Here is a 24,622-nt window from a genome sequence, read left to right as displayed (position 1 = left end):
CGCCCGCTGCGTGCGAAACGAAACAATTCCGTAACGGCCGCGTAACGATCGCTCACCACAATCCTCCATCTTCTACCATCAGGATGGAGTCTTGCATGTTTGCGTCACGAAGCCGTTTCCCGCTGCACGTTGCAGCCTTGTCGAGTGCGATCGTGCTGGCTGCCTGCGGCGGCGGCGATGATGTCGTGTCGACCGGCACGATCGCCGCGGCCGTTCCCGCGCCGCCCGCCGACCCCGGCTTCGTCGACAGCGCGCCGATTCCGAGCGCGCCCGCTTTCGTCGACAACGTCGCGACCAACCAGCGCGGCGATGCGCGCTATGCGACGCTGTCGACCAACGCAGCGGTGCGCGTGTTGAGCCGCTTCCTCGATCTCTGGCAGCCGGCGACGATGCTGGTCGACGCGGGCGTGAGCGCGCCGGCGAACGGCGCGTTCCCGGCCATCTCGCCGTCGACCTGCTCCGGGCTGCCGAACAGCGGCGTGCCGTGCGGCACGATCCTGAACGATGCGGTGCTGTCGGCCAACGTGCAGTACGTGATCAACGCGACGACCGCCCGCACGCCGCAGCAGGCCGATGCCGCGTACTACGACGACCGGCGCGGCAAGGGTTACAGCGTGACCGACGGCATGGGCCCGCTCACCGCCGCGTGGCGCACCGCGGCCCAGCAGACGACCAGCATCACCAGCGTGCCCGCCGATGCGACCACCGTGCTGTACAACGACTCGGGCAACAACGTCGGCGTCGGCAGCAGCAGCGGCAACGCCAGCTTCGGGAAGGTCGTCGACCTGCTCAACGAAATGGGCAACAACGCGTCGACCGAACCGTCGAAGCGCTTCTTCAAATATGCGCGCCCGTACCGCTGGAGCACGAGCGTGATCGTCGCGCCGACGCTCGTGCCGGCGGAAAGCACGACGCCCGCGACGGACGGCGGTTTCATCAGCGGCCATACGGCCGAGGCTGTGCGCGATGCGACGACGATGGCGTGGCTCGTGCCGGAGCGCTTCCAGGAAATGATCAGCCGCGGCCTCGAGCTCGGCGAGAACCGGATCCTCGCCGGCATGCATTCGCCGCTCGACGTGATCGGCGGGCGCATGCTCGCGCTGGCCGTCAGCGCGGCGAACCTGACCGCGTATGCCGGCGACGCGCAGGCCGCGTACACGCAAGCCCATCAGACGCTGCAACAACTGACGGGGACGAGCGCCACGACCTTCTCCGCATTCGCCCACTCCGGCACGACGGCCACCGACCGGTTCGCCGACTACACGACGAACCAGGCCGCGTTCCTGCGCCGCATGACGTTGGGCTTCGGCGCGATCGAATCGACGAACGCACCGCCGGTCGTGCCGAAAGGCGCGGAGATCCTGCTGCAGACGCGCTTCCCGTACCTGAGCGCCGACCAGCGGCGCGTCGTGCTGAAAACGACCGAACTGTCGTCCGGGTATCCGGTCATGGACGATGCGGAAGGCTGGGGCCGCCTGAACCTGTTCGCGGCAGCCGATGGCTACGGCGCGTTCAACGGCAACGTGATCGTGTCGATGGATGCGTCGCAGGGCGGGCTCAATGCGGCCGACCTGTGGCGCAACGACGTCGCGGGCGCCGGCAAGCTGACGCTGCAAGGCAGCGGCACGCTGACGCTGGCGGGCAACAACAGCTACACGGGCGGCACGCAGGTGAGCGGCGGCACGCTCGCGGCCACGTCGGCGACGGCGTTCGGCAAGGGCGACGTGTACGTCGGCTCGGGCGGCGGCGTGAAGATCGCGGCCAATGCACCGGTGACGATCGCGACCCGCTATACGCAACTCGACAACACGACGCTCGAACTCGACATCGACGGCAACGGCGGCGGACGCCTGCGCGTGGGCGGCCCGCTCACCGTCACGGGCGGCACGCTGCATGTGAAATTCGTGAACGGCTACACGCCGAAGGCCGGCGACACCATCGCGCTGATCGACGGCGCGGCGGCTGCCGCGAAGTTCTCGACGGTGACGGTCGACGGGTTCAAGGCAACGCCCGTTTATACCGCGACGGGCGTGTCGATCACGCTGTCGGCGGCGTAACCGGCAGCGAAGAGCGTTCCTGCAACGGCGCCGCCCACGGGCGGCTCCGGCTTCGGGTCGGGCTACGCGAAGCGACCGGACGCTGTCATGCCGGCGCCGTCCGGGCCGGATCGCGCACCGAAGCGCCGTTGCAGTTCGATGATCGTCGGCAGGTTGAAATCGTGGACGTCCGGCGCGGCGCCGCCCTGCCGCCGGCTGACCTCGACACAGAGTTCCAGCGCACGCGCGCGCGTCTCGGCGAGCAAGCGCAGCGCCTCGGCCAGCAAGCCCTTCTCGAGTTCCGACAGCGAGCCGTCGTGGCCGGTTTCGCCGATCATCGGCTCGCTCATGCTGGTTTCCATCGCGGGTTCTCCTTCGCTGTCCGATTACGCACGCGGACGCACACCGCCTTTCCCGTCACATGACCGCGCCGCGCAGCCACGGCACGAACTCGCGTTCGCCGATGCCGTTGTCCTCGCTGCGGGACCGTCGCCCGGACGCGACGTCGAGCATCAGCCGGAACAGCCGCTCACCCGCTTCGCCGACCGAGAGCGAACCGGCGACGATCCCGCCGCTGTCGAAATCCATGTCCGATTGCATCCGCTCGAACAGTCCGGTCGTCGTCGCGATCTTGATCGTCGGCACCGGCTTCGAGCCGAACACCGAACCCCGGCCCGTCGTGAAGCACACGAGATTCGCGCCGCCGGCGATCTGCCCGGTGGCCGACACCGGGTCGTAACCCGGCGTATCCATGAACACGAGCCCGGCTTGCCGCACCGGCTCCGCATAGTCGTAGACCGCGCGCAGCGGCGAGCGGCCGCCCTTCGACACCGCACCGAGCGACTTCTCGAGAATCGTCGTGATGCCGCCGGCGAGGTTGCCGGGCGACGGGTTGTTGTTCATTTCGCCGCCGTTGTCGGCGACGTAGCGCTCCCACCACTGCAACCGGCCGAGCAAGCGCTCGGCCACGTCGCGCGACGCCGCCCGCGCGATCAGCAGATGCTCGGCGCCGTAGATCTCGGGCGTCTCGGACAGAATCGCGGTGCCGCCGTTGCGGGCCAGCAGATCGACGGCCGCGCCGAGCGCCGGGTTCGCGGTGATGCCCGAGTAGCCGTCCGACCCGCCGCATTGCAGGCCGACCGTCAGCCGCGAGGCCGGCACGGCGCTGCGACGCGCGCCGTCGGCCGCCTCCACCAATTCGCGCACGATCGACACGCCTTTGGCCACGGTGTCGCGCACGCCGCCCTCGTCCTGGATCACCAGCGTGCGCACGGTACCGGGCGCTGCCGCGTCGAGCCGTTGCGCGAGCGCGCCGACCTGGTTGACCTCGCAGCCGAGACCGACGAGCAGCACGCCGGCGAAATTCGGGTTCCGCGCATAGCCGACGAGCGTGCGCCGCAGCAGTTCGATGCCGTCCCCGGTCGCCGACATGCCGCAGCCGCTCTGATGGGTGATCGCGACGACGCCGTCGACGTGACCGAACGCATCGAGCGCGCCGTGCCGGTATGCATCGGCGATCGCATGACAGACGCTCGCCGAACAGTTGACGCTCGCGATCACGCCGACGTAGTTGCGGGTCCCCACGCTGCCGCCGGGCCGCACGAAGCCGTCGAAGGTATCGCGGCGATCCGTCTCGACCTCATGCGCGTCGCCGATCGGCCCGTCGTCGTGCGCATGCCGGTCGGGCATCCCGACGTTGTGCACGTGCGCGTGCTCGCCCGCGGCGATGTCGCGCAGCGCGACGCCGATCGGCTGCCCGCATTTGACGATCGCGTCGCCGCGCGCGATCGGCGCGGTGGCGACCTTGTGGCCGGCCGGTATCGCGTCCGCCGGTCGCAACGGTTCGCCGCGCACGTCGATCGGCACGTCGGGCGCCAGCGCGTCGAGCGCGACGGCGACGTTGTCGTTGCCGTGAAGAATCACGATTGCCGGTTGCTTCACGATGCCTCTCTCCCTGTCGTTGCGATGCCGGCCGCCGCAGCGCCGGCCGCCGGTTCATAGCGGGCGACGAGTTGCCGCAACCGCGGTTGTTCGGCCGGCAGCGCCAGCGAATCCGCGAGCGCGAGCAGCGGCTCGATCCGCCGCGCCACCTTCTCGCGATGGTTGACCGCGATATCGGCGATGCGATGCGCGAGAAACGGATTGAGCAAGCGCTCGCGCACGCTGTCGACGTAGCGTTCGGCCGTTTCGCGCAAGCCCAGCGCCACGAATACCGGCGCGACTTCATCGCGCCACACGGCCTCGAGACCGTCGCGCAGCCGCGCATCGTTCATCGCGTTCAGCACCGTTTCCGATGCGTCGCGCCCCGCCGCGAGCCACTGCTCCGCGAGCCAGCTGTGCCCGAGATTGAGGAAGAACAGCTTCAGGCGCTCGTGGCTGCGCAAATCGTCGGTGACGACGATCTGCGCGTGCCGGCACGGCAGCGCCATGCCGGCACGCCGTTCGATCGCCCATAGCGCGTAAGGCTCCGCGATCGCGCCGACCGGATGAAGCGGCTCGGACACGATGCGGTCGACGAGCGAGTTGACCCATATGCAGCAGTTGCCCAGATAGTCGGCGAACGCGTCGGGCAGCCGCCACTGGCGCGCGAGGCCCAGCACGATGTCGCGCAGCGTGTCGCCGTTGTTCGTCACCAGTTCGCAAGGCAGGATGGAAACGCCGTCATCGGGCCGCGCCTGCCAGCGCGCATGCAGCAGCGCGAGCAGCTTCGCCGGAAAACCATGCGGTGCGTGCTCGGGCTCGGCCAGCAGGTCCGCGGCGTCGCGCGGATCGGCGCGATAGCCTGCGTCGCCGGTGTTCGACACGATCACGCGTACCGTCTCGATCGCGGCGCCGCGTATTTCTGCCCAGTCGCGCTCGGCGTCCCACGCGCGCTGCACGGCGCGGCACTCGACGACTTCGTCGACCACGCCGCCGCGCTCGCGCCCGCGAATCCGCACCGGATAGCGGCCGGTGGCGCGCAACGCGTCGATGCGGGCGCGGCTGGCCGGATTGCCGGTCGTCTGCACGATGCCGATGCCGCCGATCGCGTTGCCGTCGTCCAGCGCCTGGGAGACGAACAGGTCGACGTGCGCGAGCAGGAAGCGGCTCGTGCCGAACTGCAGGATCGGCGGCGTCATCGCGTGCGCTCCGCGTGGCGGATTCGACGGATCAGCATTCGACGAGCGCCTTCACGACGGTCTGCCCGGCATCCAGCAAACGCGGCAGCGCGTCCGGCACCTCATCGAGCCGCATCCGGTGCGTGTTCAGCGCGCGGTCCGGAATGCGCCCCGCGCGCATCGCGTCGAGCACCGTCGCGAAATCCTCGGCCGTCGCGTTGCGGCTCGCGAGCAGCGTGGTTTCCCGCTTGTGGAATTCGGGATCCGAAAACGCGACATGCCCGCGCACGATCGAGATCAGCGTGTATTTGCCGCCGTGCGCGACGAATTCGAAACCGCGATTCATCGCATCGAGGTTGCCGGTCGCGTCGAACACCGCGTCGAAATACTCGCCGTTCGTCAACGACGCGAGACGCTCCGCGTCGCCTTCCCCGACCTCCACCGCCGCATCGACAGCCAGATGCTGGCGGCAGAACGCCAGCCGGTCGGCCCGCGTGTCGAGGCACGTGACGTCGGCGCCGCGCAGCTTCGCGAAGATCATCGCGGCCATGCCGATCGGCCCCGCGCCGACGACCAGCGCGCGCTGCCCGGCGCGGATGTCCGCGCGCCGCACCGCATGCGCGCCGATCGCGAGAAATTCGAGCATCGCCGCCTGGTCGAGCGAAATGCCGTCGGCCTTGTGAACGAACTGCGCGGGCACGCTCAGGTATTCGGCGAGTGCGCCGTCGCGATGCACGCCGAGCACCTTGATGTTCACGCAGCAGTTCGTGTTGCCGTGCCGGCAGGCGACGCAGTGTCCGCACGACAGATACGGCATCACGTACACCGCGTCGCCGGCGCCGAGCCCCGATTCGGCTTCCGCCTCGACGACGACCGCCGAAAGCTCATGGCCCATCACGCGCGGATAGTCGAGGTACGGCTGGTTGCCGGTGAAGATGTGCAGATCGGTGCCGCAGATGCCGACCCGTTGCACGCGCAACAGCACTTCGCCGCTGCCGCGCACGGGCAGCTCGCGATGCTGCACGCGCAGCACGCCGGGGGATTCGCAAATCACGCTGAGCATGTCGGTTTCCTTTCGTTCTGGTTCATTCGTCGTGGCGTGCGGTGTCGATCCGGTAGAAGCGGCGCGCGTTGCCGCCGAAAAGGCCGTCGAGCGCCGCGGCGCCGAGCGACTGCGCGCAATCGTCCTCGCACGCGGCCAGCCATTCGCCGTAGCCGCCGCACGCCGACGCCAGCCTAAGCACCGGCCAGTCGCTGCCCCACATCAAGCGCGCCGGCCCGAACAGATCGGCCAGCGCGTGGACATACAGCCGCGTGCGTGTGCGCACGGCATCCGGGCCGGCCGACGGCCCGGCCTCCGTCCAGAGGCCGGACAGCTTGCAATGCAGGTTCGGCAGGTTCGCGAGCCGGCGCATCGACGTTAGCCACGGCTGCATCTCGCCGCGCTCGATGAACGGCTTCGCGCCGTGGTCGATCACGATCGGCAGATCCGGATGGCGTCGCGCGAATGCGAGCAGCGCATCGAGATGGCGCGGCATCACCAGCGCATCGAAGCGCAGCCCGTGCTCGAGCATCGCGGCAACCGCGCGATCCAGCCGCGGATCGTCGATCCACGCGTCGTCGGGCAGATCCTGCAGCATCGGTCGCAAGCCGCGCGCCTTCGGCGCGGATGCGAACGCCGCGATCCGCGCGGGTGCGTCGTCGGCCTTCAGGTCGACCCAGCCGACCACGGCGCCGACGCTCGGCGTTTCAGCCGCGAGATCGAGCAGAAAGCGCGTGTCGGCTTCGCTCGGCAGCGACTGCACGAGGACGGTGGTGTCGATGCGCGCGGCGTCGAGCAGCGGCGCCAGATCGGCGGGGCCGAAATCCCGGTGAATCGCATCGAGCTCGGCCGGCGGCCAGCAGCCGGCCCGCGCGCCGATGCGCCAGTAATGCTGATGGGCGTCGATCCGTGCGGTCATGCGCGTGCTCCCGGCACCGGCGCGTGCGCATCGATCAGCCCTTCGTCGCGCAGCGCATCCCACAGTTCGGCCGGCGCGGGGCGCTCGAACCATGCGATGTTCTGCTTCAGTTGAGCCACGCTGCGCGCGCCGACCACGCACGACACGACGGCCGGATGGCCGAACGGGAACTGCAAGGCCGCGGCCGGAAGCGGCACGTCGAAGCGGTTGCACAGCGCGCCGAGCCGCGTCGCCTTGTCGATCACGTCGGCGCTCGCGTCCGCATAGTTGAACTTGCCGTTGCCGGCGAGCAAACCGGAATTGAACACGCCGCCGATCACGATCGCCGTCCCTTCACGGGCACACGCGTCGAGCAGCGGTTCGAGCGCCGTCTGTTCGAGCAGCGTATAGCGGCCGGCCAGCAGCACCGCATCGAGCGCCGCTTCGTTCAGCGCGTCGGCCGCGACCTCCCATTCGTTCACGCCGAGACCGAACCCGCCGATCTCGCCGCCCGAGCGCAGCGCATCCAGCGCGCGAAGCCCGCCGCCGCGGGTCAACTGGTCCCAGTAGTGCGCGTGACGATCGCCGTGCGTCATCGCGCCGATGTCGTGCACGTACAGCATGTCGATCCGCGCGAGCCCGAGCCGTTGCCGGCTGTCGTCGTGCGAGCGCATGATCCCGTCGTAGCTGTAGTCGTAGACCGGCCGGAACGGCAGCGGCTCCGCCCAGCCGTCGTCGCCCGGCCGCACGCTCGCGTCGGCCCGCATCAGCCGCCCGACCTTCGTGCTGAGCGTGAAGGCGCGACGCTCGCGCGGGGCGAGCCCCGCCCCCACGCGCCGCTCGGACAGCGTGTAGCCGTAATACGGCGCGGTGTCGAAATAGCGCAGGCCGGCCGCCCACGCGGCGTCGACGAGCGCGGCGGCATCGGCGGCCGACATCGGCCGATAAAGGCCGCCGAGCTGCGAGCAGCCGAGGCCGAGTGCGGACACCGTCAGCCCGCTGCGCGGCAATGTGCGCGTATCGTTTGCGTTCATGAGTCGTGACTGGATGCGAAAAAAGAGGCACGGCCGCCGGTCGCCGCCCGCGCGCGGGCGGCTGGCGGGGCCGCTCAGTACAGGACATTCTTCGCCGCCTCCGAATCGAGGTTCTGCTTGTCGACCATCACGACGCCGGTATCGATCAGCTTCGGCGCGGGCTTGCGCTCGATCACGTCGAGCGCCGTACGCACGCCCTGGTTCCCCATTTGCCACGAGCCCTGCACGGCGATCGCCTGTACGGTGCCGTCGCGCACGAAGCCCTGCAGGTCCTCGTTGCCGTCGAACCCGATCGCCACCACCTTGCCCGCCTTGCCCGACTGCTTCAACGCACGGCCCATCCCGACCGCGGTCGGCTCGTTCGCGCCGAAGATGCCCTTCAGGTCTGGGTTCGCCGACAGCACGTCGGTCGTCTGGTTCAGCGCGGTCGCCATTTGCGATTGCGAGTAGTACGGGCCGACGACCTGCAGCTTCGAATGGCTCTCGATGTACTTGCGGAACCCGCCGACGCGGCTGACCTCGGACCCCGCGCCCGGCACGTACGACATGATCGCGATCTTGCCCGACTGCCCGACGCGGTCGATCAGCGCCTTCGCGCACAGTGCACCCGCCTTCTCGTTGTCGGTCGACAGGAATGCCTGGTAGTACGGCTTGCCGGCGTCCGCGATCGCCGAGTCGATCAGCACGACGGGAATGTGCGCTTCCCATGCCTTCTTGATCGCGGGCACCAGCGCATCGGGATCGGACGGCGCGAGCACGATGCCTGCCACGTGACGCGTGACCGCGTTGTCGACCATGTTGACCTGGCCGCTGATGTCCGACTCGGCCGCCGGCCCCTGGAACGTCATCGTGTAGCCCTTGGCCCCGTCGAGCGCCGCCTTCGCGCCTTTCTGCACGTTCTGCCAGTAGTTCGAATTGACCGTCTTGACGATCACCGCGATCTCTCCGCCCGCCGCATACGCGCCGCTGCTGCACACCGCGAACACGCACGCCGAGGCCGCCAGCAGGATGGATTTGTTCATGTCTCGCTCCGCTTCTCGTTGGTGGGGACTGCTTGCTGCCGGTCAGGGCCGGCGATTGCGCAACTGGTCGATCCACACCGTGCCGAGGATCACGACGCCGATGATGATCTGCTGGATGAAGCTCGATACGCCGTTCATGTTCAGGCCGTTGCGCAGCACGCCGATCACGAACGCGCCGATCGCCGTGCCGGAAATCGTCCCGACGCCGCCCATCAGCGACGTGCCGCCGATGACCGAGCTGGCGATGGCGTCGAGTTCATACATGACGCCCTCGTTCGGCTGCCCGGTGACGAGCCGCGACATCAGCACGCAGCCGGTCACGCCCGCGAGCGCGCCGGACAGCACGTAGGTGAAGAGTTTTACGCCCTGCACGTTCACGCCCGACAGCCGGGCCGCTTCCGCGTTCGACCCGACCGCGTAGATATGGCGGCCCAGTGACGTTCTCGACAGCAGCACCGACACCACGACGAACAGCACGACCATGATCACGACCGGATACGGAATGCCGGGAAATGTCGTGTCGGGGAACCCGTCCGCGCCGATGCGCGAGATCCGCAGCAGCGCGCCGTTGCCCAGCGCGCCGAACGCGTCGCCGAGATCCGATACCGGCCGCGCGCCGGTGATCTGGAGCGCGATGCCGCGCGCGACGAGCATCATGCCGAGCGTCGCGATGAACGGCGGCAGGCCCATCTGCGTCACGCAGATGCCGTTGACGAGCCCGCACAGCGCGCCGACCAGAATCCCGGCCGCCATCGCGGCGGGCACCGGCACGCCGGCCTTGACCAGCAGCGCCGCGCAGACGCCGGCCAGCGCGAGCACCGAGCCGACCGACAGGTCGATGCCGCCCGTGATGATCACGCAGGTGGCGGCCACGCCCAGATAGGCGATGGAAGTCACCTGCAGGCCGACGGTCATCAGATTGTCGACCGAGAAGAACGCCGCGCTCGATACCGAAAACGCGAACACGAGCACGACCAGGCTGCCCAGCGCCGCGAACTTCTGGATCAGGTCGCGCCGCCGCTGTCGCGCCGCCCGTTCGTCGGCCTGGCTTCGATCCGATGTCATTTCAAGCATGGGTACGCCCCGACGCATAGTGCATGATCTCCTCCTGACTGGTGTGTTTCGTGTCGAGAAACGCGGTCAATCGACCTTCGTGAAAAACGGCGATCCGGTCGGTCATGCCGAGCAGCTCCGGCAGCTCAGAACTGATCAGCACCACGCCGACGCCATCGGCGGCGAGCCGGTCCATCAGCCCGTAGATCGCGAATTTCGCGCCGACGTCGATCCCGCGCGTCGGCTCGTCGAAGAACAGGATCTTCGAGCCGCGATAGAGCCATTTGCCGATGACGACCTTCTGCTGGTTGCCGCCGGACAGGTTGCGCACGCGCTGGTGCACGGACGGCGTGCGAATCGCGAGGTCCTGCACGTAGCGGCGCGCGACGTCGAGTTCGTCGTCGAAGCGCAGGAACCCGAAGCGCGACGTGATGCCGCGCACGTTCGCGAGCGTGAGGTTCGCCGCGACGGGCATCGGCAGCGCGAGCCCCTCCGTCTTGCGGTCCTCCGACAGATACGCGATCCCGTGCCGGATTGCCTCGCGCGGCGAGCGGATCGTCACGGGCCGGCCGTGCAGCGCGATCGTGCCGCCGTCGGAGCGATCGGCGCCGAAGATCGCGCGGGCGATCTCGGTGCGCCCGGCGCCCATCAATCCCGCGAAACCGAGGATCTCGCCGCGGCGCAGCGCGAACGACACCGGCCCGAACACGCCGTCGCGGCGCAGGTCCCGCACGTCGAGCAGCACCTCGTCGGTCGGCACCGATTGCCGGGACGGATAGGCGTCGTCGAGCGTGCGTCCGACCATGCGCGCGACGATGTCGTCGATGCTCACGTCGGCGAAATCGTCCGTCGAAATGTGGCGCCCGTCGCGCAGCACCGTCACGCGATCGACGATCTGCGCCATTTCGTCGAGCCGGTGCGAGATGTACAGAATCGCCACGCCGCCGGCACGCAGTTCCTCGATGATGCGAAAGAGCTGCACCGTTTCCGCTTCCGTCAGCGACGACGTGGGCTCGTCCATGATCAGCACGCGCGCGTCGTGCGACAGCGCCTTCGCGATCTCGACCATCTGCTGCTGCGCGATGGACAGCACGCCGACCTTCGTCGTCGGAGCCACGTTCAGCCCGATGCGCGCGATGCAGCGCGCCGCATCCGCGTTCATGCGTTTCGTATCGACGAAAGGCCCGCGCCGCGGCTCGCGCGCGAGGAACAGGTTCTCCGCCACGCTCAGGTGCGGGACGAGATTGAGTTCCTGGTGAATGATCGAGATGCCCGCCGCCTGCGCTTCGGAGGCCGAACGAAAGCGCACCGGCGCGCCGCGATAGTGAACGACGCCGTCGTCGGGCAGGTACTGCCCGCTGATGATCTTCATCAGCGTCGATTTGCCCGCGCCGTTCTCGCCGCACACCGCATGCACCTCGCCGCGGCGCAGGTCGAGGCGAATCCCGTCGAGCGCGAGGACGCCCGGGAAGCGCTTGCGAATCCCGTCTAGGCGCAGGATCTCCCGGTCCGATTCATCGTGCGCGGCCTGACCGGGCAGATTGCGAGGCATTGCCATTGCGTCTCCTTGGGTTGGATCGACCTCGGCGCTATCTGGTCAGTCCAATTTGGATGAATTACAGCAATCAAACCACTTTTGGTCAAGCCAATTTAACTATTCACATCTGATCTTACCAATGGTGAAAACCCGGACATCTGGATGAACGCCCCGCCGCACGGGGTAATGCGGCAAGCGTGATAGACTCCGCGACACGCGCTTGCGCCCAAAGCGCATTGATCCCAATCAATCGGATGAAATCGACAGAACCCAAGCGGCTTTACCAATCGGTCGCGGCCCAGATCGTCGCGTTGATTCGTCAGGGCGAATTCGCGATCGGCGAGCGGCTGCCGCCGGAGCGCGAGCTGGCGCTGACGCTCGGCGTATCGCGTCCGTCGCTTCGCGAGGCGCTGATCGCGCTGGAAATCGGCGGCCAGATCGAGATCCGGATGGGCTCCGGCGTGTATGTGCGCGACACCGCGGCCGACGCCGTCGGCCCGATGGCCACGCTCGGCGACAGTCCGTCGGAATTGATGCAGGCTCGCGCGGCCGTCGAAGGCAGCGTCGCCGCACTGGCCGCCGCGCGGATGACGGCTGCGATGCTCGAACGACTGCGCCGCACGGTGCAGCGCATGAAGCGGCTCGCGGAGGCCGGCAAATCCCCGGTCGAAGCCGACCGGCAGTTCCACATGCTGATCGCGGAAGCCGCCGGCAACTCGGTGCTCACCCGCTTCGTCGGCGAGCTGTTCGACAGCCGCCACGACCCGATCGCGACCGCGATGCGCGGCCACGCGGAGAATCCGCAGACGTGGACGGCCGCCGTGCGCGAGCACGAGGACGTGCTGCTCGCATTGCAAGCCGGCGATCCGATCGCGGCGCAGACGGCCATTCGTGCGCATCTTCGCGCGTCGGAAGCGCGGTGGATCGAGGGTGGGCTGAAAGCCGATCCGGATTGAGCCGCGCATGGGTACCGGCACGCTCGTCGTCACTGGAAAACGCACGGCATCACGACGGCGGGACGGCGTCGATTTTCATGAAATCCGTCGATGCGTGATTCGAAAAAAGTGCCGCGACGCGCGCCGGCGTTACATCGGTTGACGTCGACTCGCGGAAATCGAACGGCGCAAGACGCGACGAACTGAACATTGCCGATCGACGACTTGCCGCGCGGCGAAGCGGATTCCGGCAGCCCGGAATGTCGTGTAAGCCGGGCCCCCACATCTTCCGAGACTATCGCCGCACCCGTCGGCGGTCCTGCCCATCGCCCATCCTGAAATTACGATTGCAAATGCCTCTCATTTGCATTAAATTGCCGCGCAAATGTACTGTTTGGAACACAGATGTCGGCGCGAGGCCGCCCGCCGTGCCCGAACGCGAATCACACAAAAAAGGAGGGGTATGAGCAGGAGGAACTGGGCGGCCGCACCGATGGCCATCGTCGTCGGCACGGCCGGCATGGGCGCCGCCGACGCGCAGGAAACGGCGCTACCCACCATCGAGGTGTCCGCCCAACGCGCGACGGCGCCGTTCCGCACGCGCGAATCGACGAGCGCGACGCGCAGCGAGGCGGACGTGATGGAGATTCCGTTCGCGGTCAGCAGCGTCGATACGAAGCTGATCCAGACCGTGGCCGCCACGCGCGGCGACGATCTTTACGACTGGGTCGCGGGCGTGTCGCGCCAGAACAACTTCGGCGGCCTGTGGGACAACTACGCGGTGCGCGGCTTCGCCGGCGACGGCAACACGTCCGGCACCGACTACCTGGTCAACGGCTTTTCGTGGAATCGCGGGATGAGCGTGCCGCGCGACACCGTCAACCTCGAGCGCATGGAAGTGCTCAAGGGGCCCGCGTCCGCGCTGTATGGCCGCGGCGATCCGGGCGGGATCATCAGCTATACGACGAAGCAGCCGCAGTTTGCGCGCGCGAACACCATCGGCGTGTCGGCCGGCAGCTACGGCGCATTGCGCCAGACGCTCGATTCGACCGGCCCCGTCACGAAATCGCTCGCATACCGCTTCGTCGCGATGAACGAGAACAACGGCAGCTTCCGCGACACGGTGTCGAGCAAACGCTACCTGTTCTCGCCGTCGTTCACGTGGGACATCGGCGCGGACACGACGCTCCACTACGAATTCGAGAGCGCGCGTCAGCGTGCGCCGCTCGATCGCGGCGTGCTGGCGGTCAACGGCCAGCTCGGCGTGATCCCCGCGTCGCGCTTCCTCGGCGAGCCGCGCGACGGCGATTACGACGTGCGCAACACGGGCCACCAGTTCACGCTCGAGCATCGCATCGATTCAAGCTGGTCGATCAACGCGGGCGTCGCGCAACGCAACACCGACCTGACGGGGCGCTCGTCCGAGGCATTCGCGTTGCAGCCGGACGGCCGCACGCTATGGCGCCGCTACCGGCAAGTCGCGTTTCACTCGAACGACCTGCAAGGCCGCGTCGAAACCACCGGCTCGTTCCGCACGGGCGGCATCGGCCATACGCTCGTGATGGGCGTCGACGCGTATCGCTTCAACTACGACCAGTTCGTCGCGCGCTCGACGCCGAGTGCCGCCGCGCCGTATGCGATCGACATCTTCGATCCGGTCTACGGCCAGCCCGCGCCGACGCCGCGCACCGCGACCAACCTGCTCGAACGCGATGACGGACAAGGCGTCTACGCGCAGGACACGCTCGCGTTCGGGCCGCACTGGAAGATCCTGGCCGGGCTGCGCTGGGATCGCTTCCACCAGTCGATCGACAACCGCCTGAAGGGCGTGACGACGAGCCAGTTGCAGACCGCGGTGAGCCCGCGTATCGGCGTCGTGTATGAAATGAGCCCCGCGTGGTCGTTCTATGCGAACACCGCGTATTCGTTCCGGCCGAACAACGGCGCCGACGTCGGCGGCAACGCGTTCGATCCCGAGAAAGGCCACGGCTACGAAGCCGGCGCGAAATGGGCGGGCGCGCGCTCGCTCACGACCGTCTCGGCGTTCTACGTGACCAAGCGCAACGTGCTCACCGCCGATCCGGCGAATGCCGGCTTCTCGCGCGCGGCCGGCGAAGTACGCAGCCGCGGCGTCGAATTCGAATGGAGCGGCGACCTCGGGCACGGCCTGCGCGGCATCGCGAACTTCGCGTACGTCGACGCCGAGGTCACGCGCGATACCGTGCTCGCGCCCGGCTCGCGCCTCGTCGACGTACCGCGCCTGAGCGGCAGCGCGCTGCTGATGTACGAGACCACCCTGCCGTTCGCGGACAAGGCCGGTGCCGGCGCCGGCGTGATCTATGTCGGGCGCCGCGCCGGCAACACGGCCAACACGCAGGACGGCTTCGAACTGCCGGCCTACGCGACCGTGCAGCTCAACGGCTACGTGCAGGTCAACAAGCACCTGCGTGCGTCGGTCGTGCTGAACAACCTGTTCAATCGCACCACCTACGTCAGCTCGTACAACAGCCTGTGGGTCACGCCGGGCGCGCCGCGCAGCCTGTTCGCGTCGCTCGCGTACTCGTTCTAGCGCGGCCGGGACGGCTGACGCGACGCGCCTCGCGCGTCAGCCGCCGATCACGAACCGCGCGCCCAGCGCGAGCAGCACCGCAGGCGGCATCACGCACGCGCCGACCGCGAGAAATTCGCGGAAACCGACTCGCAGCCCTTCGCGCCGGATCGCCGCCAGCCACAGGATCGTCGCGAGCGATCCGGTGATCGACAGGTTCGGGCCAAGATCCACGCCGATCAGAATCGCGTCGACCACCGTTTGCGGGCTGTGCGCGGCGTGGATCGTCGAACTCGCGATCAGCCCGGCGGGCAGGTTGTTGACCCCGTTCGACACCAGCGCGACCGCGACGCCGGCCACGGCCGCGGCGACGTGCTCGCCGCTTTGCATCAGCATGTGCAGCAGGCCCGCCAGCGCGCGCACCGCGCCGGTCCGGTCGAGCGTCTCGACGACGACGAACAGCCCCGCCACGAGCGGCAACACGCTCCATGAAATCGCGCGAACGATCGGCACGCACGCCGCTCGATCCCGCATCGCGACGCACGCGACCGTGACGACGCCCGCCAGCGCGGTCGGCAACCCGAGCGGGCGATCGGCGACCGACACCGCCATCAGCGCGACGGCCGTCGCGGCGATGCCCGCCAGCGCGATGCGCCCGCCGCGCGTCAGCGGCTGCACCGGCAGCCCGGACTCGCAACGGCCGGACAGCGCACGTCGCTGCACGATCCGCAGCATCACGAACGTGCAGACGATCGACGCGACGGACGGCGCCGCGAAGTGCGCGAGCCATACGCCGAGCGCCGGCATGTGCGCGCCGTACAGCACCAGGTTCGCCGGATTCGAAATCGGCAGCACGAAACTCGCGGCATTGGCGACGAGCGCGCAGCTGTACAGCAGCGGCATCGGGTCGGCCTTCGCGCGGCGCGCGGCGGCAAGGACCGCGGGCGTCAGCACGACGGCGGTCGCATCGTTCGACAGGAACACCGTGGTGACGACGCCGACGCCGTAGATCAGCGCGAACAACCGCCGCGGCGAGCCCTGCGCGAGATTCACGACGTGCGTCGCGACCCAGTCGAACAGCCCCTCGCGATGGGCCGCCTCCGACAGCAGCATCATGCCCGTCAGGAAGAGGTACACGTCGCCGCCTTTCGCGACGGCGTCCAGCGCCTGGGCAGCAGGCAACAGGTTCAACACGACCAGCAGCAGCGCGCCGCTCACGGCCCATGTGGCCTCGGGCCAACCGAACGGACGCGTGATGACGCCCGCGGTGGCGAGCGCGGAAATCAGCCAGGCAAGCGAAACAGGATTCATGGGCAAGTGGACGGAGGGATGGGAATCGACATCGCCTTCACGACGATGTCGCCGATAGATCCGCGGGCTTGCCGCACACGCTGCTCAGCGAGCGTGCATGACCGAGCCACAGCGCGAGCGAGCCTGTCGACACGGCGCCCAGCACGACGAACGCGGCCGGATAGCCGAAGTGCTGCGCGAGCACGCCGCCCAGCACGGGACTGAGCGCCGCGCCGATGCCCTGCGCGGTCGCGACGGCGCCCTGCCCGGCATTCACGCGGCCGGAACCGTGCAGCAGGTGAACGACGAGCGCGGGCACGACCACGCTTTGCAGCCCGGCGCCGATGCCGTCGAGCACCTGCACCGGCCACACGCCCGCTTCGCTCATCCACGCCGCGGCGACCAGCCCGCGCACCGGCAGCACGAGGTACGAGAACAGCAGCACCCGCCAGTAACCGTGCGCGCGAATCAGCCGGGGCGCGAGCCACGCCGCCGCGATCATCACGCACTGCGCGATGACGATCGTCTGTGCGGTGAATGCGCTCGCGTTGCTGCGATGCGTGACGACGACGCCCATCCCGTAGAGCGGCAGCATCGCGGCGTTGCCGAGATGAAACAGCGCGAGCGACGCGCCGAGCAGCACCAGCGGCCGATTCTCGGCGAGCGTGCGCAGGCCGCCGACGCGCGACGCCGCGTCCGACGCCTGCGGATGCGCAGCAACCGTTCCCGGTGCGGCACCGGCAGGATCGAGACCCCGTGCGGACGCGTGATCGATCGCGTGCCCGGGGATCGCCAGCGTGCTCACGATGGCGAGGACCGTGAACACGCCGACCAGCGCGAACACCGCGTCGAATCCGACATGCCAGCCGAGCCACCCGGCGAGCGCCGCACCGGCGACGTTGCCGGCGTGGTTCGCCATCTGGTTGCGCCCGAACTGCCGGTCGAAACCCTGCCGGCGCACGATGCCGAGCGTCACGCCCGCGGCGGCCGGCGCGAGCACCGCGCCGCTGACCGCCGCCACGATCTGCGACGCCGCCACCGCCGGATAGCCGTGGACGAACATCATCGCCAGCGACGCAAGCGCCGTCACCGCGGTCGCCACGACGATCAGCGCCCGCTTCGCGCGCACCGCATCGACGAGCGCGCCGGCCAACGGCGTCGCGGCCATCGCGGCGAGCCCCGCCAGCGTCATGACCGAGCCGATCGCATCGGCGCCCCAGCCGCGCGACAGCAGGATGACGCCGATGAACGGGCCGATGCCGGCCTGCACGTCGGCCAGGAAGAAGTTGAGCGCTTCGAGCGCGCGCGCCGGTCTCATGGCCGCCTCACCGTCGCTCAATCATTCGGCATCCGCATCGACGAGCTCGGCGATCTCGCTCACGTCGAGCGTCGTGCCGTGCGGCGTGACGACACCTTGCCCCCACGCCTGCACATGGACACCGGGACGCAGATAATCGTGCAGCGCTTCAGCCGCATGCGGCGGCACCCGCAACGCGACGCCGCTCGTCAGCAACGCGCCGTTCACCTCGCCTTTCGGGCCGTGCAGCGCGAACGCGACTTCGCCGCTCGATTCCATCGGTTTTCGAGCGGCGTGCGTCGGCTTCGGCGGTGCAGCGTGCGCGGGCCCGTCGTCGACGATGTCGACGCCGTCGCGGCCGGTCAGTTGCACGGCCGCGATCATCGCCGCGCGACGCGGCTTGACGCCCCGCACGCGGATGCGGTCGCCAACCGCGACACGGCGCGCCAGTTCGCGGCCCAGATGCGGCGGCACGTGAACCTGCAGGTCGCCGTTCAGGATCAGGCCGTCGATGTCTCCGTGCGGATTGAGCAGGAACTGCGTGACGCGGCCGCGCGTTTCGGGCAGGCAGGCGGGATCGATCCAATGCATGGCAGGACTCCTTTCGATGGATTGGGGAAAAGCGCCGCGCGCTCAGCGCGCGACATCGTCATAGAGATTCACGACATGGCCCGGCGCGCCGAACGCCGTCGCCTGCAGCGCTTCGCCGTACGCGTTGCGCGTGCCGTAGCCGACCGCGGCCACGCGCTCGCCGGGGACGAGCAGCGCGCCGAATTGCTGGGCGGCCGGAACGGTCAGCTTGACGATCGCCCCGCTGTCGAGCATCACACCGTCCGGCTCGCCGCGCGGCGCGCGCGTCACGCGGCGCACGACGCCGGACACGCTCAGGCGGGCAAGGTTGACGCCGCGCAGCATGGGCGGCGGCGCGTGCGGCTGATCGGACAGCGACGCGCCGGTGCCGTCGTTGCGGACTACGCGGGCACGGATTTCATCGTCGACGCGTCGTTCGCCGGCTACCGTCACGCGGTCGCCCGTTTTCACGAGCGCAGTCAGTTGCGAACCGAGATGCGGCGGCAGGCGGACGAGCGTGCCGTCGGTGAGCACGAAGCCGTCGACGGTGCCTTCCGGATTGATCGTCAGGCGCGACAGCGTGCCGGACACCAGCGCATCCGAGGCGGTGTCGTTTCCGGGTACGGCAGGCACAGGCGCGCGAGGCCGAGGAGGAGCAGGAGGCGGCGGCATGGCGCCGGCCGGGTCGTCCGCGCGCGGCGCCGGCGGCACCTGCGCCAGGCTGACCGTTGCGACGGCAACGAGTGCGGCAGCGCAGAGCATGCGATACGAGCGGCGCACGGCGGCACGGCACGGCGGCCGCGATCGAACGACAGGCAGGTACGACTTCATGACGGGCTCCGGCGACGGGTTGCGATGCATCGATATCCGCAATACCCGTGCCAACCCGCGACGCCCCGCGTAGCCATGCGCCGAACGACGACGCGCGCGAAACATGTCGGATTTCCCGACACGTCGCTTCACCCGATGTCGGCATTCCCGACAGTCGAAACGGCACGCCTAGTCGTCGCGCTCGATCCCGAGATTCGCCATGCGCGCATAGAGCGACTGGCGGCCGATGCCGAGCTGCCTCGCGGCTTCCGCGCGGTTGCCGTTCGCGCGCTCGAGCGCGCGCAGGATCGCCGCGCGCTCGACCGTCGCCAGCGCATCGGGCAGCGACATGTCGAGCAGGTGCGCCGGCACCGCATCGGAGACCGATTCACGCGCCGGCACGGCGGCCAGGCCGAGATCGGCCGCGCTGACGGCCGGCCCGGGGGCGAGCGCGGCCGCCCGCTCCATCACGTTGCGCAGTTCCCGCACATTGCCCGGCCAGCGGTGATCGAGCAGCGCGCGCTGGGCGTCGTTCGTCAGATGCAGCGCGCGCATGCCCGCCGCGTTGCGCAGGAAATGCGCGGCGAGCGGAAGGATGTCGGCCACACGCTCCGCGAGCGGCGGCAGGTGCAGCGGAATGACGTTCAGCCGATAGAAGAGGTCTTCGCGGAACGTGCCGTTCGCGACGGCCGCGACGAGGTCGCGGTGCGTCGCGGCCACGACGCGAATGTCGATTGCCGTGGCGCGATCTGCGCCGAGCGGCATCACCTGGCGCTCCTGCAGCGCGCGCAGCAGCTTCGCCTGCATCGCGGCGGGCATGTCGCCGATCTCGTCGAGAAAGAGCGTGCCGCCGTCGGCCTCGACGAGGCGGCCCGCGCGATCGGCATGCGCGCCCGTGAACGCGCCGCGACGATGGCCGAACAACTCGCTTTCGAGCAGGTCGGCCGGGATGGCCGCGCAGTTCACGGCGACGAACGGCTCCGCATGCCGGGCCGATGCCGCATGCAGCACGCGGGCCGCCACCTCCTTGCCCGTGCCCGTCTCGCCGGTCAGGAGCACGGTCGCGTCGCTCATCGCGGCGCGGCCGACCTGCTTTTGCACGTCGCGCATCGCGGCGCTCACGCCCAGCAGTCGCGGTCGGTCCGCTGACGGTTCGCCCGCGAAATCGCTGTCGCGCGGCGTGAGCGCGGGCGGCTGATTCGCCGACACGATGCGTTCGAGCAGTTGCGCGATGTCGCGACGCCCGATCGGCTTCGTCAGGTGATCGAATGCGCCGAGCCGCATCGCTTCGATCGTGTTGTCGCTGGTCGCATGGGCCGTCAGCATGACGACCGGAATCGCGGCCAGCGCGGGATCGTCGCGCAGTTGCGCGAGCACGGCCAGCCCGTCCAGATCCGGCAGGCGGAAATCCAGAAAGATGCATTCGACGCCACCGCCGTCGCGCAGCGTGCTGAGCGCGGCCGGGCCGGTTGCAGCCTCGACGGCCCGATGACCGAGATCGGCGAGCGTTTCGGCGAGGCTGTCGCGAAAGGCCGCGTCGTCGTCGACTATGAGGATGTTTGCCATGGAATTTCAATCACGAATGCGGCGCCCCCGTCGAGGCGCGCGTGCCCGCCGTGCGCCGCCGCCACTTCGCGGACGACGGCAAGGCCGAGGCCCGTGCCATCCGCGCGGCCCGTCACGAACGGCTCGAAAATACGCTCGCGCTGCGCGGCCGGCACGCCGGGGCCGCTGTCCGACACGGTGATGCACAGCCAGTCGCGCCCGGCGAACGCGCGCCGCTCGGCGGCGAGCGTGACCGCGCCGCCGTCGCCCGCGTGGTGCAGCGCGTTGAGCAGCAGATTGTCGAGCGCCCGCCGCATCTGGTCGGGATCGAACGCGGGAAAATCCGACGGCCACGCAAGCCGTTCGCCCTGCCCCGCGAGCGACAGCGTCAGGTCGGTCGCTTGCCGCTGCGCCAGTTCGCGGTGCGCGTCGACGACCTGCGCGAGCCACGCATCGACGTCGACCCGTGTCGCATGCGGGCGCACCGGCTGCGTCAACGCGAGCAGGCTCGACAATTGCGCATCGATGCGCTCGATCTGCGCGAGGATCACGCGCAGCGCGTCCTGCTGCCGCCGGCCATCGCCGGCCAGCGCGTTTTCCGCCTTCAGCCGCATCGCGCCCATCGGATTGCGAATCTCGTGCGCGACCTGCGCGGCAAGCTTCCCCAGCATGCCGAAGCGTTCGGCCTGCGCGAGGCGCGTGCGCAGTTCGTCGGCCTGCTGTTGCAGCAGGTCCGCGCGCCGCGCCCGCTCGTTGAACGCATCGATGACGCGATCGAGATCGGGCTCGCCGACGTACGGCAGGTGATGCTCGCGACCGTCGGGCCCCAGCCCGCTCTCGATCCGCGCGAGATTGCGCTTCCATCGGCGCAGCGCCACGGCCAGCGCCGCCGCGATCGCCAGAATCACGGCGAGTACGGCCGCGAGGCCCGTGGCCAGCAACTCGCCGTGCCGGCCCAGCGGCGGGCGCGCACGCGTCAGCATCCACACGTACAGCCCCGATCCGCCGCGAACCGGGCAGGCCGCCGCGATCACGGCATCCTGCGCGCCTTCGACGACGTTCGCCGTCGCGGCATGCGTCGCGGCCGCGGCGCGCAGCGTGCGGACGATCAGCGGTGTTTCCGCTTCCGGAACGTCGTGTTTGACGCCGCTGCCCTGGTAGGTGGGAAAGGAATATGCGAGAAAGCCGCTCGCCGCAGGGGCGGCGCCGGGCATCCAGAACCCGCCCTCCATGTCGGGCGCGCGGGAGAGCACGATGTCGAGGATCGCGTGCATCAGCTCCGGGGAGGGCCCGGCGCCTGGCGACGCGGAAGACGCGCTGTAACGCGACGCGACCGCCTCGCATGCCGACGCGCCGGCGGCCTTCGCGCCGGCCACCTGCTGACTCTCGGCGGAACTCGCCGTGACCCAGACGACCGCGACCAGCGTCGCGCACAGCGCCGCGACGAGTGCCCAGAGCAGGACGAGTTGGGTGGAAAACGACGGACGCTTCATTAGATCGGGCTGGCGGTTGAGGACGACAGAATAGCGTATTGCCTGTCATGCGAAGCCGACACGATCGCCATGCGTCGCACGGGTGTCCTGCCGGGCCGGCGGCACCGGCTCGCCCCGGAAAGGCGGGCGAAAGCCTCGGGCGCTAGACTGCCTTCGGTCCAGCGTCCAGCCGGAACATCACCGTCGAGCCCCCCATGCGCGCCCGTTCCGTTCGAACCTTGTTCGCCGTCCTGTTCGCCGCCGGTACACTCATCGGCACGGCCTCCGCCAGCCACGCATGCGAAGTGCCTTCCCCCGTGCGGACGATCGACCCGCCCGGCTACTACGACGACCCCACCGGTTATGCGCGCGACGTGAAGCCGATGCGCGACTTCGTCGCCAAGCGGAACACGGCGGCCGATCACGGCGACTGGTCGTGCGCATTGACGCTGCTCGACAGCTGGGCGCAATCGGATGCGTTGATGGGTACCATCTCCGGTTATCAGGGGTACTACGAGCGCTCGTGGGCCGGCACCGATTTCGCGATGGTGATCCTGCGCATGCCGCGCGGGTTGCGCGACGCGAACCGCGGGAAATTCAACGCGATCGACCCATGGCTCGAACGCATCGCGATCGCGACCCGCAATGCGGAAGCGATCAACCACCTGCACAACAATCTCGTGTACTGGGCAGGGCTCAATCTGATCGCGATCGGCACCGTCACCGACAATGCAAGCCTGATCGATTCCGGCTTGCCGCGGGTGCGCGAAGGCATTCGCGACATCCGCCCGGACGGTTCGCTCGAGCGCGAGGTCAAGCGCGGCGACCGCGCGCTCCACTATCACACCTTTGCGCTGCTGCCGCTCGTGTTCGCGGCCGAACTCGTTCAGCGGCGCAACATCGATCTCTACCGAGAAAACGACGGTGCGATCGGCCGCCTCGCGAGCTTCGTGATCGACGCGGTGGAAGATCCCGCGAGTTTCAGGAAGATCACGCCGATCAAGCAGGACCTGTTTCCGTGGACGTTCCGCGACGAGCTGAGCTGGGTCGAGCCGTACTACGCGCGCTTTCACGATCGCCGCCTGCCGGCGATCATCGCGCCGCGCCGCCCGTTCAGCGAATGGCGGCTCGGCGGCGACGTCACGGCGGCATGGGGCGCGCCGCTGCCATGATGCGCGGCGCATTCGATCAGAATCGGTGGCGAATGCCGATGATCGCAAGCTCCTGGGTCGCCTTGCCGCCATCGACGTAGGCGTCCGCGATCACCGCCTGCGCGGGGCCCGCGCCGTTGCTGCCCGACGCGTGCCCGTAGCTCATCGTCGCGTAGAGATCGGTGCGCTTGCTGAGCGCGTAGTCGGCCGCGAGCGTGACCTGCTGGTACGTGGCCGACGAATCGCCGTGCGATTTCAGGTAGTTGTAACCCGTCTCGAACAGCAGCGCGGACGAAGCCTGCCACGCGACGAACACCGAGCCGTTGTTGTAGCGCTCGGCCGTCCCGAACGTCGAATTCCCGTCGCGCAGGTATTCGGCATAACTGTAGTGTCCGCCCACCGTGAATGCGCCGAGCACGTAGCTCACGCCGGCGCGCGCGATATTCACCGCGCTGGCCGTCGCGTACGCGTTGTTGACCGGCGACAGGAAAATCGTATCGGCACTGCTTGTGCCGCGCGTCGACAGCACCGCGTTCCCGTTGTCCAGATGCGCGTAACCGGCCGCGACGGTCAACGGCCCGGCCGTGTACGACATCGCCGCGTTGTACGCCTGCCCCGAGCCGACCGAGCCGGCCACGCCGCCGAACCCGTACATCGCGGCCACCTGAAGGCCGCCCCACGACGGGCTCACCCATTTGACCGCATTGCTGTTGCGAACCGAGCCGTCGGCATTGTCGACGTCGCCGGGCGCCGTGAAGTACTCGAGGAAATTGTTGCCCTGCACCGGCAACACCAGATCCTGCAACGTATCCTGCTGACGGCCGGCCGTCACCGTGCCGAATCCGCCAGCCAGCCCGACGAACGCCTTGCGCCCGAACAGCAGGCCGCCGCTCATCTTGCCGCTGTTCACGTTGAAGCCGTTCTGCAGGTTGAACAGCGCGCTCAGGCCGCCGCCGAGATCCTCCGTGCCTTTCAGCCCCCACTGGCTGACGGACATCTGCCCCGACTGCAGCTTGACCTGGTTGCTCGCGCCGCCGGTGTTGTGCGTGTACTGAATCGATTCGTCGATGACGCCGTAAAGCGTGACCGAGCTTTGCGCGAATGCGTTGCCGCACATGCCGGCCGCGCATGCGAGGGTGGTCGATGCGATCCATTTCATTGCCGTTCTCTCCTGTCGTTGCGTGGTTGATCCATCTGATTGACGTGCTTCGGACATCATTCGTCATTTGATTTGGATAACGAATTGATTAAGGCGATACGGGTCGCTGCATTTCCGCTGAACGC

General features: G+C 68.8%; 20 protein-coding genes. 4 read left to right on the top strand and 16 right to left on the bottom strand.

The annotated features are described in order from the left end of the window. The first annotated feature begins 95 nt into the window (after positions 1-95). On the top strand, positions 96-2,057 hold the full coding sequence (locus B7G54_RS25655) for a phosphatase PAP2 family protein (RefSeq protein WP_085041621.1): 1,962 nt from the start codon (positions 96-98) through the stop codon (positions 2,055-2,057). 62 nt (positions 2,058-2,119) lie between these two features. Here the strand turns inward: B7G54_RS25655 and B7G54_RS25650 are convergent, their stop codons facing one another. From B7G54_RS25650 to B7G54_RS25610, 9 genes are all read right to left on the bottom strand, one after another. Beyond that, positions 2,120-2,398, bottom strand: a complete 279-nt coding sequence (locus B7G54_RS25650; RefSeq protein WP_085041620.1) for a hypothetical protein — start codon at positions 2,396-2,398, stop codon at positions 2,120-2,122. 55 nt (positions 2,399-2,453) lie between these two features. Beyond that, entirely contained in the window at positions 2,454-3,977 is a 1,524-nt protein-coding gene (locus B7G54_RS25645) for a UxaA family hydrolase (protein WP_085041619.1), read from the bottom strand. After that, positions 3,974-5,155: a mannitol dehydrogenase family protein gene (locus tag B7G54_RS25640; RefSeq protein ID WP_085041618.1), complete on the bottom strand. Its 1,182-nt coding sequence runs from the start codon at positions 5,153-5,155 to the stop codon at positions 3,974-3,976. The genes B7G54_RS25645 and B7G54_RS25640 overlap by 4 nt, the downstream gene beginning before the upstream one ends. Before the next feature lie 31 nt (positions 5,156-5,186). Next, positions 5,187-6,197: a zinc-binding alcohol dehydrogenase family protein gene (locus B7G54_RS25635; RefSeq protein WP_039356079.1), complete on the bottom strand. Its 1,011-nt coding sequence runs from the start codon at positions 6,195-6,197 to the stop codon at positions 5,187-5,189. Positions 6,198-6,219: 22 nt separating this feature from the next. Next, entirely contained in the window at positions 6,220-7,095 is an 876-nt protein-coding gene (locus B7G54_RS25630; RefSeq protein WP_085041617.1) for an amidohydrolase family protein, read from the bottom strand. After that, a complete protein-coding gene (locus B7G54_RS25625) occupies positions 7,092-8,108 on the bottom strand; it encodes an aldo/keto reductase (protein WP_085041616.1) in 1,017 nt (338 codons plus the stop codon). The genes B7G54_RS25630 and B7G54_RS25625 overlap by 4 nt, the downstream gene beginning before the upstream one ends. A 74-nt stretch (positions 8,109-8,182) precedes the next feature. Further along, the gene (locus tag B7G54_RS25620; protein ID WP_085041615.1) at positions 8,183-9,130 is read right to left on the bottom strand and encodes an ABC transporter substrate-binding protein; all 948 of its coding nucleotides are present in this window, start codon (positions 9,128-9,130) and stop codon (positions 8,183-8,185) included. Positions 9,131-9,172: 42 nt separating this feature from the next. Further along, complete coding sequence (locus tag B7G54_RS25615) at positions 9,173-10,204, bottom strand: ABC transporter permease (RefSeq protein ID WP_085041614.1); 1,032 nt, start codon at positions 10,202-10,204, stop codon at positions 9,173-9,175. Further along, positions 10,197-11,741: a sugar ABC transporter ATP-binding protein gene (locus B7G54_RS25610; RefSeq protein ID WP_085041613.1), complete on the bottom strand. Its 1,545-nt coding sequence runs from the start codon at positions 11,739-11,741 to the stop codon at positions 10,197-10,199. The genes B7G54_RS25615 and B7G54_RS25610 overlap by 8 nt, the downstream gene beginning before the upstream one ends. Before the next feature lie 233 nt (positions 11,742-11,974). Between B7G54_RS25610 and B7G54_RS25605 the strand changes: the two genes are divergently transcribed. Further along, a complete protein-coding gene (locus B7G54_RS25605) occupies positions 11,975-12,676 on the top strand; it encodes a FadR/GntR family transcriptional regulator (RefSeq protein ID WP_034209092.1) in 702 nt (233 codons plus the stop codon). A gap of 442 nt (positions 12,677-13,118) precedes the next feature. Beyond that, positions 13,119-15,224, top strand: a complete 2,106-nt coding sequence (locus B7G54_RS25600; protein ID WP_085041612.1) for a TonB-dependent siderophore receptor — start codon at positions 13,119-13,121, stop codon at positions 15,222-15,224. Positions 15,225-15,260: 36 nt separating this feature from the next. Here the strand turns inward: B7G54_RS25600 and B7G54_RS25595 are convergent, their stop codons facing one another. The 6 genes from B7G54_RS25595 to B7G54_RS25570 all read right to left on the bottom strand — a co-directional run bounded on the left by B7G54_RS25595 (position 15,261) and on the right by B7G54_RS25570 (position 22,208). Continuing rightward, positions 15,261-16,514: an arsenic transporter gene (locus B7G54_RS25595; protein WP_085041611.1), complete on the bottom strand. Its 1,254-nt coding sequence runs from the start codon at positions 16,512-16,514 to the stop codon at positions 15,261-15,263. Between the two features lie 37 nt (positions 16,515-16,551). Continuing rightward, complete coding sequence (locus B7G54_RS25590) at positions 16,552-17,811, bottom strand: MFS transporter (protein WP_085041610.1); 1,260 nt, start codon at positions 17,809-17,811, stop codon at positions 16,552-16,554. Positions 17,812-17,832: 21 nt separating this feature from the next. After that, positions 17,833-18,381, bottom strand: coding sequence for a hypothetical protein (locus B7G54_RS25585; protein WP_085041609.1), 549 nt, complete (start codon positions 18,379-18,381; stop codon positions 17,833-17,835). Between the two features lie 42 nt (positions 18,382-18,423). Further along, positions 18,424-18,951, bottom strand: a complete 528-nt coding sequence (locus B7G54_RS25580) for a hypothetical protein (RefSeq protein ID WP_244289424.1) — start codon at positions 18,949-18,951, stop codon at positions 18,424-18,426. 408 nt (positions 18,952-19,359) lie between these two features. Then, positions 19,360-20,736, bottom strand: coding sequence for a sigma-54-dependent transcriptional regulator (locus tag B7G54_RS25575; RefSeq protein WP_085041607.1), 1,377 nt, complete (start codon positions 20,734-20,736; stop codon positions 19,360-19,362). Next, a complete protein-coding gene (locus B7G54_RS25570) occupies positions 20,718-22,208 on the bottom strand; it encodes a sensor histidine kinase (protein WP_085041606.1) in 1,491 nt (496 codons plus the stop codon). The genes B7G54_RS25575 and B7G54_RS25570 overlap by 19 nt, the downstream gene beginning before the upstream one ends. A gap of 194 nt (positions 22,209-22,402) precedes the next feature. On the opposite strand from B7G54_RS25570, the gene B7G54_RS25565 reads away from it, so the two are divergent. Beyond that, entirely contained in the window at positions 22,403-23,359 is a 957-nt protein-coding gene (locus B7G54_RS25565) for a mannuronate-specific alginate lyase (protein WP_085041605.1), read from the top strand. A 16-nt stretch (positions 23,360-23,375) separates the two neighbouring features. On the opposite strand, the gene B7G54_RS25560 is transcribed toward B7G54_RS25565, so the two are convergent. After that, positions 23,376-24,497, bottom strand: coding sequence for a porin (locus B7G54_RS25560; protein ID WP_085041604.1), 1,122 nt, complete (start codon positions 24,495-24,497; stop codon positions 23,376-23,378). Positions 24,498-24,622 lie beyond the last annotated feature (125 nt).

This window comes from Burkholderia puraquae, assembly GCF_002099195.1.
GTDB lineage: Bacteria > Pseudomonadota > Gammaproteobacteria > Burkholderiales > Burkholderiaceae > Burkholderia > Burkholderia puraquae.
Note: the sequence above shows the minus strand (reverse complement) of the source record. Positions and strands in the feature narration are given on the sequence as shown.

Coding starts and splice junctions, on each gene's coding strand:
- B7G54_RS25655 (WP_085041621.1), top strand. CDS start 96: ATGTTTGCGTCACGAAGCCGTTTCCCGCTGCACGTTGCAGCCTTGTCG.
- B7G54_RS25650 (WP_085041620.1), bottom strand. CDS start 2,398: ATGGAAACCAGCATGAGCGAGCCGATGATCGGCGAAACCGGCCACGAC.
- B7G54_RS25640 (WP_085041618.1), bottom strand. CDS start 5,155: ATGACGCCGCCGATCCTGCAGTTCGGCACGAGCCGCTTCCTGCTCGCG.
- B7G54_RS25635 (WP_039356079.1), bottom strand. CDS start 6,197: ATGCTCAGCGTGATTTGCGAATCCCCCGGCGTGCTGCGCGTGCAGCAT.
- B7G54_RS25630 (WP_085041617.1), bottom strand. CDS start 7,095: ATGACCGCACGGATCGACGCCCATCAGCATTACTGGCGCATCGGCGCG.
- B7G54_RS25625 (WP_085041616.1), bottom strand. CDS start 8,108: ATGAACGCAAACGATACGCGCACATTGCCGCGCAGCGGGCTGACGGTG.
- B7G54_RS25620 (WP_085041615.1), bottom strand. CDS start 9,130: ATGAACAAATCCATCCTGCTGGCGGCCTCGGCGTGCGTGTTCGCGGTG.
- B7G54_RS25615 (WP_085041614.1), bottom strand. CDS start 10,204: ATGCTTGAAATGACATCGGATCGAAGCCAGGCCGACGAACGGGCGGCG.
- B7G54_RS25610 (WP_085041613.1), bottom strand. CDS start 11,741: ATGGCAATGCCTCGCAATCTGCCCGGTCAGGCCGCGCACGATGAATCG.
- B7G54_RS25605 (WP_034209092.1), top strand. CDS start 11,975: ATGAAATCGACAGAACCCAAGCGGCTTTACCAATCGGTCGCGGCCCAG.
- B7G54_RS25600 (WP_085041612.1), top strand. CDS start 13,119: ATGAGCAGGAGGAACTGGGCGGCCGCACCGATGGCCATCGTCGTCGGC.
- B7G54_RS25595 (WP_085041611.1), bottom strand. CDS start 16,514: ATGAATCCTGTTTCGCTTGCCTGGCTGATTTCCGCGCTCGCCACCGCG.
- B7G54_RS25590 (WP_085041610.1), bottom strand. CDS start 17,811: ATGAGACCGGCGCGCGCGCTCGAAGCGCTCAACTTCTTCCTGGCCGAC.
- B7G54_RS25585 (WP_085041609.1), bottom strand. CDS start 18,381: ATGCATTGGATCGATCCCGCCTGCCTGCCCGAAACGCGCGGCCGCGTC.
- B7G54_RS25575 (WP_085041607.1), bottom strand. CDS start 20,736: ATGGCAAACATCCTCATAGTCGACGACGACGCGGCCTTTCGCGACAGC.
- B7G54_RS25570 (WP_085041606.1), bottom strand. CDS start 22,208: ATGAAGCGTCCGTCGTTTTCCACCCAACTCGTCCTGCTCTGGGCACTC.
- B7G54_RS25565 (WP_085041605.1), top strand. CDS start 22,403: ATGCGCGCCCGTTCCGTTCGAACCTTGTTCGCCGTCCTGTTCGCCGCC.
- B7G54_RS25560 (WP_085041604.1), bottom strand. CDS start 24,497: ATGAAATGGATCGCATCGACCACCCTCGCATGCGCGGCCGGCATGTGC.